Origin of the sequence: Micromonospora globbae (genome assembly GCF_003610785.1) — a bacterium.
Classification (GTDB): domain Bacteria; phylum Actinomycetota; class Actinomycetes; order Mycobacteriales; family Micromonosporaceae; genus Micromonospora; species Micromonospora globbae.
Genome location: NZ_RAQQ01000033.1, coordinates 36,383 through 43,958, shown reverse-complemented (window position 1 = coordinate 43,958; position 7,576 = coordinate 36,383). Strand labels below are relative to the sequence as shown.

Annotated in this window: 6 protein-coding genes; 3 read left to right on the top strand and 3 right to left on the bottom strand. The window is 73.3% G+C overall.

Translation table 11 applies throughout. From position 1 onward, the window contains the following. Positions 1–338: 338 nt before the first annotated feature. The 3 genes from D7I43_RS29675 (at position 339) to D7I43_RS29665 (ending at position 4,865) form a co-directional block, all read left to right on the top strand. A complete protein-coding gene (locus tag D7I43_RS29675; RefSeq protein WP_120331886.1) occupies positions 339–1,532 on the top strand; it encodes a thiolase family protein in 1,194 nt (397 codons plus the stop codon). Further along, entirely contained in the window at positions 1,529–3,598 is a 2,070-nt protein-coding gene (locus tag D7I43_RS29670; protein ID WP_120331885.1) for a 3-hydroxyacyl-CoA dehydrogenase NAD-binding domain-containing protein, read from the top strand. Before D7I43_RS29675 ends, D7I43_RS29670 begins: the two co-directional genes overlap by 4 nt. A 208-nt stretch (positions 3,599–3,806) precedes the next feature. After that, positions 3,807–4,865, top strand: coding sequence for a hypothetical protein (locus D7I43_RS29665; protein ID WP_192902302.1), 1,059 nt, complete (start codon positions 3,807–3,809; stop codon positions 4,863–4,865). A 53-nt stretch (positions 4,866–4,918) separates the two neighbouring features. Here D7I43_RS29665 and D7I43_RS29660 read toward each other — a convergent pair whose 3' ends face one another. The 3 genes from D7I43_RS29660 to D7I43_RS29650 form a co-directional block, all read right to left on the bottom strand. After that, positions 4,919–5,329, bottom strand: a complete 411-nt coding sequence (locus D7I43_RS29660) for a VOC family protein (RefSeq protein WP_120331884.1) — start codon at positions 5,327–5,329, stop codon at positions 4,919–4,921. Between the two features lie 261 nt (positions 5,330–5,590). Further along, positions 5,591–6,820 (bottom strand): sensor histidine kinase, encoded by a 1,230-nt coding sequence (locus tag D7I43_RS29655; protein WP_240033244.1) that lies wholly within the window; start codon positions 6,818–6,820, stop codon positions 5,591–5,593. Beyond that, positions 6,817–7,485, bottom strand: coding sequence for a response regulator transcription factor (locus D7I43_RS29650; RefSeq protein WP_120331893.1), 669 nt, complete (start codon positions 7,483–7,485; stop codon positions 6,817–6,819). Before D7I43_RS29650 ends, D7I43_RS29655 begins: the two co-directional genes overlap by 4 nt. Between the last annotated feature and the right edge of the window lie 91 nt (positions 7,486–7,576).

The following is a 7,576-nucleotide window of genomic DNA, read 5'->3' as shown; positions in this document are numbered from 1 at the left end:
GGCCTGGACGAGATCGCCCACGAACTGAACACCCGACCCCGCCAGACACTGGGCTGGGCCACCCCAGCCCAGCGACTAGCCGAACTCATCACGCCCTAACAATTGCACTCACCACTTGACGCCGCCCGGCGTGTCGGCGCGATAACTTCATGATCAACGGGAGTCCCCCGCCCCGGGGGAGGAGCCCGGGTGTGGGGTGGGCCACACGGGGCGCGGTGCCCCGCCCGGTTACTGGCGAGTAGCATCCGAGGGAAACGCCAGTGCCGGCGACCGTCGTCCGGCCCGGAGTGCCGCCCGTCGGCGCGGGGCCGGAGCGTGGTCGAAAAGGAGGCTCTCAAGTGCCCCGTGAAGTTCGGGATGTCGTCTTCGTCGACGGCGTCCGCACCCCGTTCGGCAAGGCGGGTGGCATGTACGCCAACACCCGCGCCGACGACCTGGTGATCCGCTGCATCCGCGAGCTGCTGCGCCGCAACCCGCAGCTGCCGCCGGAGCGGGTGGAGGAGGTCGCCATCGCCGCCACCACCCAGATCGGCGACCAGGGCCTCACCATCGGCCGGACCGCCGCCCTGCTGGCCGGTCTGCCCAAGACGGTTCCCGGCTTCGCCATCGACCGGATGTGCGCCGGGGCGATGACCGCGGTGACCAGCGTGGCCGGTGGCATCGCCATGGGCGCGTACGACGTCGCGATCGCCGGCGGCGTCGAGCACATGGGCCGCCACCCGATGGGTGAGGGCGTCGACCCGAACCCGCGCATCATCGCGGAGAAGCTCGTCGACCCGTCCGCCCTGGTCATGGGCGCCACCGCGGAGAACCTGCACGACCGGTTGCCGCACATCACCAAGGAGCGCACCGACGCGTTCGCGCTCGCCTCGCAGCAGAAGACCGCGAAGGCGTACGCCAACGGCAAGCTCCAGGCCGACCTGGTGCCGGTCGCGATCCGCGACGAGGACGGCGGCTGGGGTCTGGCCACGGTGGACGAGGCGCCGCGGGACACCTCGATGGAGAAGCTCGCGACGCTCAAGACCCCGTTCCGCCCGCACGGCAAGGTCACCGCGGGCAACGCGGCCGGCCTGAACGACGGCGCCACGGCGAGCCTCATCGCCGCCGAGGAGACCGCCCGTGAGCTGGGCCTGCCGGTCGCCATGCGGCTCGTGTCGTACGGCTTCGTCGGCGTCGAGCCCGAGGTGATGGGGTACGGCCCGGTCCCGTCGACCGAGAAGGCGCTGCGCATCGCCGGCCTCACCATCGACGACATCGGCCTGTTCGAGCTGAACGAGGCGTTCGCCGTGCAGGTGCTCGCGTTCCTCGACCACTTCGGCATCGCCGACGACGACCCGCGGGTGAACCCCTGGGGTGGGGCGATCGCCATCGGCCACCCGCTCGCCTCCTCGGGCGTACGGCTCATGACGCAGCTCGCCCGGCAGTTCGCCGAGCACCCCGAGGTCCGCTACGGGCTCACCGCCATGTGCATCGGCATCGGCATGGGCGGCACCGTGATCTGGGAGAACCCCCACTGGGAGGGCAACAAGTGAGCGCGCTCGCGGCACCGAACGAGGTCGTCACCAAGGCGCTGCTGCGGCAGGTGAACGTACCGGGGCTGGACCGGCCCGCCGCACTGATCACCCTGGACAACGGCTTCGACCACACGAAGCCGAACACCTTCGGCCCGGGCGGCCTGACCAGCCTCGACGAGGCCATCACCGCCGCCCTCGCCGCCGACCCGGCGTTCGTCGCGGTCACCGGCAAGCCGTACGTCTTCTGCGTGGGCGCGGACATCACCGGCCTGCCGCTGCTGGCCGACCGGGAGCAGGCCCTGGAGATCGGGCGGCTCGGCCACCGGGTCTTCGCCCGGCTCAAGGACAGCGCCGTGCCCACGTTCGCGTTCATCAACGGCGCGGCGATGGGCGGCGGCCTGGAACTGGCGCTGCACTGCCACTACCGGACGCTCTCCGGCGGGGCCGCGGCACTCGCGCTGCCCGAGGTCTCGCTCGGCCTCGTGCCCGGTTGGGGCGGCACGCAGCTGCTGCCGAACCTTATCGGCATCCCGGCCGCCACCCAGGTCATCATCCAGAACCCGCTCATGCAGAACCGGATGCTCAAGCCGAAGCAGGCGGCCGAGATGGGCATCGCCGACGTCCTGCTGGAGCCGGCCGACTTCCTGGAGCGCTCGCTGGAGTGGGCGGCCGGCGTCGTACGCGGACAGGTCACCGTCACCCGGCCCGAGGTCGACCGGGACATGTGGGCCGGCGTGCTCTACTTCGCCCGGCAGACCCTCGACCAGCGGCTGCACGGCGCGGTCCCGGCCGCGTACCGGGCGCTGGACCTGCTGGACACCGCGAAGGACGCGGACTTCGCCGCCGGCACGGCCGCCGAGGACGAGGCCCTGGCCGACCTCGTCTTCTCCGAGGAGCTGCGCAGCGGCCTGTACGCGTTCGACCTGGTGCAGCGACGGGCCAAGCGGCCGGCGGGCGCGCCGGACAAGGGGCTGGCCCGCCCGGTCACCAAGGTGGGCATCGTCGGCGCCGGCCTGATGGCCAGCCAGCTCGCGCTGCTCTTCGCGCGCCGGCTGCAGGTGCCGGTCGTCATGACGGACCTGGACCAGGCCCGGGTGGACAAGGGCGTCGGCTACGTCCACACCCAGATCGAGAAGCAGGTCAGCAAGGGCCGGATGGACAAGGGCACCGCGGCCAAGCTGTACGGCCTGGTCAGCGGCTCGGTCGACAAGGGCGCGTTCGCCGACGCCGACTTCGTCATCGAGGCGGTCTTCGAGGACCTGGCGGTGAAGAAGCAGGTCTGGGCCGAGCTGGAGAAGATCGTCAAGCCGGAGGCGGTGCTCGCCACCAACACGTCCAGCCTGTCGGTGACCGCCATGGCCGAGGACCTGGAGCACCCGGAGCGGGTGGTCGGCTTCCACTTCTTCAACCCCGTCGCCGTGCTGCCGCTGCTGGAGATCGTCCGCGGCGAGCGGACCGACGACGCCACGCTGGCCACCGCGTTCGCGGTCGGCAAGCAGCTGAAGAAGTCCTCGGTCCTCGTCAAGGACGCGCCCGCGTTCGTGGTCAACCGGCTGCTCACCCGGTTCCTCGGCACCGTCTTCGCGGCCGTGGACGCCGGCACGCCGCTGGACGTGGCGAACAGCGCGCTCGACCCGCTGGGCCTGCCGATGCGCCCGCTCGCCCTGCTCCAGCTCGTGGGCCCGGCCGTGGCGTACCACGTGGGCGGCACCCTGCACGCCGCGTTCCCGGACCGGTTCGGCGTCAGCGAGAACCTCAAGCGGATCGCCGAGAGCGGCCAGCCCATCGTGGTGGACGACGAGGTGAACCCGGAGGTGGCGAAGCTGCTGGTGGTCGGCGACTCCCCGCTGACCGCCGAGCAGGTACGCCAGAACGCGCTGGACGCGCTCGCGGAGGAGGTCCGGCTGATGCTGGACGAGGGCGTCGTCGCCGAGGCGCAGGACATCGACCTGTGCATGATCCTCGGCGCCGGCTGGCCGTTCCACCTGGGTGGCGTCACGCCGTACCTGGACCGGACCGGCACCTCCGAGCGGGTCACCGGCCGCCGGTTCCTGCCCCGCGGGGTCGCCAGCCTCCCCGCCTGACCACACCCCCGCTCCCCCGCGTCGCGGTGGCCGGCGGCGTCCACACCGGACGCGGCCGGTCACCGCGATCGTCTCTGTGGGGCGCGCCGGCTCCGGTGCGCCGCACCGCTACCGTTACGCGCAGTACCGCCGACCGTTCGGGGGCAGCGAAGCCCAGGTCGAGCTGGATAAGATCGCGTGTTCCGCTTTACTCACCTGGAGCTGACCCATGTCGTATCCGCCGGCCGATTCCTACCCCCCGCCCTCGGGGCACGGTTCCTATCCCCCGCCCCCGGGCGGCCACCCCGGGCCCCGGCAGCCGGGGAACTACCCGCCGCCCCAGCAGGGCGGTCACCAGCAGCAGGGGCAGCCCGGCGGATACCCGCCCCAGCAGGGCGGCGCGTACCCCGGCCAGCAGGGCGGGGGCTACCCGCAGCAGGGCGGCTACCCCCAGCAGGGCGGCGGCCACCCGGGCCAGCAGGGCGGTGCCTACCCCGGTCAGCAGGGTGGCTACCCGGCCCCGCAGCAGGGCGGCGGGTACCCGGGCCAGTCGGGCGGCTACCCGGCTCCGCAGCAGCCGGGCGGGTCGGGCTACCCGTCGCAGCCGCCGGCGCCCCAGAGCGAGGGCTACCCGCCCCAGCAGCCGGGCGGCTTCCCACCGGCCCAGGGCGGGCAGTCCTTCGGTGAGCTGAACCCCGTTCCGCCGAAGAAGAAGTCGAGCGCCGGCAAGATCATCGGCATCGTGGCCGTCGTGGTGCTGGTGCTCTGCCTCGGTGGCGGCCTGGCCACGTGGTTCGCCGTCAAGGACGACGTGAGCGAGGGGGTCAACGCCGCCCGCACCCGGGTCGTCGCCCCGGAGACGCTCGCCGGCCGCCCCAAGATCACCGACTCGGAGCTGCAGGCCCTCGCCGACGAGATGGTCAACGACGTGAAGAGCACCGCGACGGGCGAGACCAGCACCGTGGGCGCCTTCTACGGGGATCCGGCCAAGCAGGACCTGGTGATGGTCGTCGCCGCCTCCGGGATCATGGCCGACCCGAAGAAGGAGCTGGACGACGCGATCGCCGGGTTCTCGTCCGAGCTCGGTGTCACGAAGATGGACACGGTGTCGCCCGGGCCGCTCGGTGGCGACGCCCGCTGCGGCGACGGGAAGGCCGGCGCCACTCCCGTCGGGGTGTGCGTCTGGGCCGACAAGGGCAGCGTCGGCGCCATCGTGGTCTTCTTCAAGTCCGCCGACGAGGTCGCGAGCGAGTTCGTCACGATGCGCGGCGAGATCGAGAAGCGCTGAGCGACGGGGAGGGCCCCGGTCACCACGGACGTGGTGGCCGGGGCCCCGCCGTCTCAGGCGCTCGGCGCGGCGCCGGCCGGTGCCGCTGACGCGGCCCGTTCGGCCTCACTGCGGACGACGCAGAACTCGTTGCCCTCCGGGTCGGCCAGCACCACCCAGCCGGACCCGTCGGGCCGGCGGTGGTCGGCGACGTGCGTCGCCCCGATGCCGAGCAGCCGCGCGACCTCCTCGTCGCGGGTCCGGTCGGTCGGCGACAGGTCGAGGTGCAGCCGGTTCTTGACGGTCTTTCCCTCGGGCACGGCGAGGAAGAGCACCATCGGGCCGCCGGGCGGCAGCAGGCTGGCCTCCGGGTCGCCGGGAAGGTCCTCCGGCTGGCGGGGGCACTCGAACACCTCGGCCCAGAAGCCGGCCAGGGCGTACGTGTCGTGGCAGTCGACGGCGATGTTGTGGATGCGTGCGCTCACGGTCGCTCCTTCGAGCGGTCGGCGCGCCCGCCTGTCGGCGATGTCAGCGGAGACCGGGGCGGGGCGCGGGACTGGTCATGGTGGACATCGACCACACCCCCTTCCGTCCGTCGGGCTGACGGCATGATCCTCACACCTACGGCGTCGCCACACAAGCCCCGCGCCGCAAGCCGGGCGCCGCAAGCCCCGCGCCGCAAGCCCGGCGCGGGCCCAACGGCGTCACCGCTACCGCCGTGCCGCCGGCTCGCCGTGGCCGAGCGCCTACCCGGCCGCGCCGGATCGCCCCTCGCCGGGCGTCGCCGGCGCGACGTCGGCCGAGGGGAGCCGGACGGTCACCTCCAGGCCGCCGCCCGGTTGGGCGACCGCGTGCACGGTGCCGCCGTGCGCGTCGCAGACGGCCCGCACGATGGAGAGTCCCAGCCCGGAGCCGCGAGCGCCGGTACGCTCCCGCCCGCCGCGCCGGAACGGCTCGAACAGCCCGGGCACGTCGGCCGGGTCCACCTCGAAGCCGGTGTTCCCCACCACCAGCCAGGAGTGCCGCCCGTCGGTGCCCGTACGCACCCAGAGCCGACCGTGCAGGTGGTTGTAGCGGACGGCGTTCTCGACGAGGTTCCCGGCCAGCCGGTCCAGCAGCCCCGGGTCGCCGACGACCGGTGCCGACTCCAGCGACGTCTGCACCTGCAGGCCGATCCGCTCGACCTCCCGGCGTACCGCCGACAGCGCGTTCGCGGTGCCGGTGGCGAGGTCGCACTCGGTACGCCGGCCGAGCTGGCGGCCGGCCTGCGCCTCGCTGCGGGCGAGCACCAGCAGCGCGTCGACGAGACCGTTCGCGCGCTCCGAGGCGTCCCGTACGACCGTGGCCATCCGCCGGTACTCGGCGATGTCTGCCTCGTCGTCGCTGAGCGTCACGTCGATCTCGGTACGCATCACGGCGAGCGGGGTGCGCAGCTCGTGGGACGCGTTGGCCACGAAGCGCTTCTGCGTCTCGAACGCGGCGGCGATCCGGTCCAGCATCGCGTCGAACGTCTTCGCCAGCTCGGCCACCTCGTCGTCCGCGCCCGAGTAGCCGATGCGCTGGTCGAGGGTGGCCTCGCCGAGCCGCTGGGCGGTGGCGGTGACCTGGTGCAGCGGGCGCAACGCGCGGCCGGCCACCGCGTACGCGCCGGCCACCCCGACGATCCCGATCGCCAGCAGCGCCACCAGACCCTTGGCCAGCAGCTCGCCGGAGGCCGAGTCGACCAGTTGCCGCTGCCACTGGGCGGCGTCGAGCGACCGGCCGTCGGCCAGCACCACGGTGGTGCCGGGCAGCAGCTCGTCGCTGGGGCGCAGCGCGTCGCGGACGAGCAACCAGGCGAGCAGGACCAGGACGGCGCCCGCACCGACCAGCAGGACGCCGTTGAGCAGGGTGAGCCGCAGGCGCAGGGTGGGGCGCAGCCGTGGCCGACGGCCCGTCCTCGCGAGCCGGGCCGCGGCGACGCCGGCGGGGGTCACGCCGCCACCTCGGCGGTGCGGTAGCCGGCCCCGACCACCGTCTCGATGAGGGGCGGGTCGCCGAGCTTCTTGCGCAGGGTCATGACGGTGACCCGCACGATCGTGGTGAACGGGTCGGTGTTGGCGTCCCAGACCCGCTCCAGCAGCTCCTCGCTGGACACCACCGCGCCGCGCGCCTTGAGCAGCTCGCAGAGCACGCCGAACTCCTTGTTGGTGAGGTCGACCGGCACCCCGCCACGGGTCGCCACCCGCCGGGCCGGGTCCAGCACCAGGTCGGCCAGGGAGAGCACCGGCGGGGTGGCCGGCGTGGCCCGCCGCCCCAGCGCCTGCACCCGGGCGACCAGCTCGTCGAAGGCGAACGGCTTCGGCAGGTAGTCGTCGGCGCCGAGCTGCAACCCCTCCACCCGGTCGGCCACCGTGCCGCTCGCGGTGAGCATCAGCACGCGGGTCAGCGTGTCGGAGGCGGCCAGCTCGGCGCAGATCTGGTCACCGTGCACGCCGGGCAGGTCGCGGTCCAGCACCACGACGTCGTAGCGGGTGACGAAGGCCATCTCGTGACCGGCGTCACCGTCGTAGGCGACGTCGACCGCCATGCCCCGCTTGCGCAGGCCGCGCGCGATCGCGTCGGCGAGGTTGCGCTCGTCCTCCACCACCAGTACCCGCATGCCGGCCTCCTCGCTGCTGACCACCCGACAACCTAGTGGCGGCCGCCAAACCAGCATCCCTCGCCGCCCCGCCGTTGCCGGAAACCTTCGC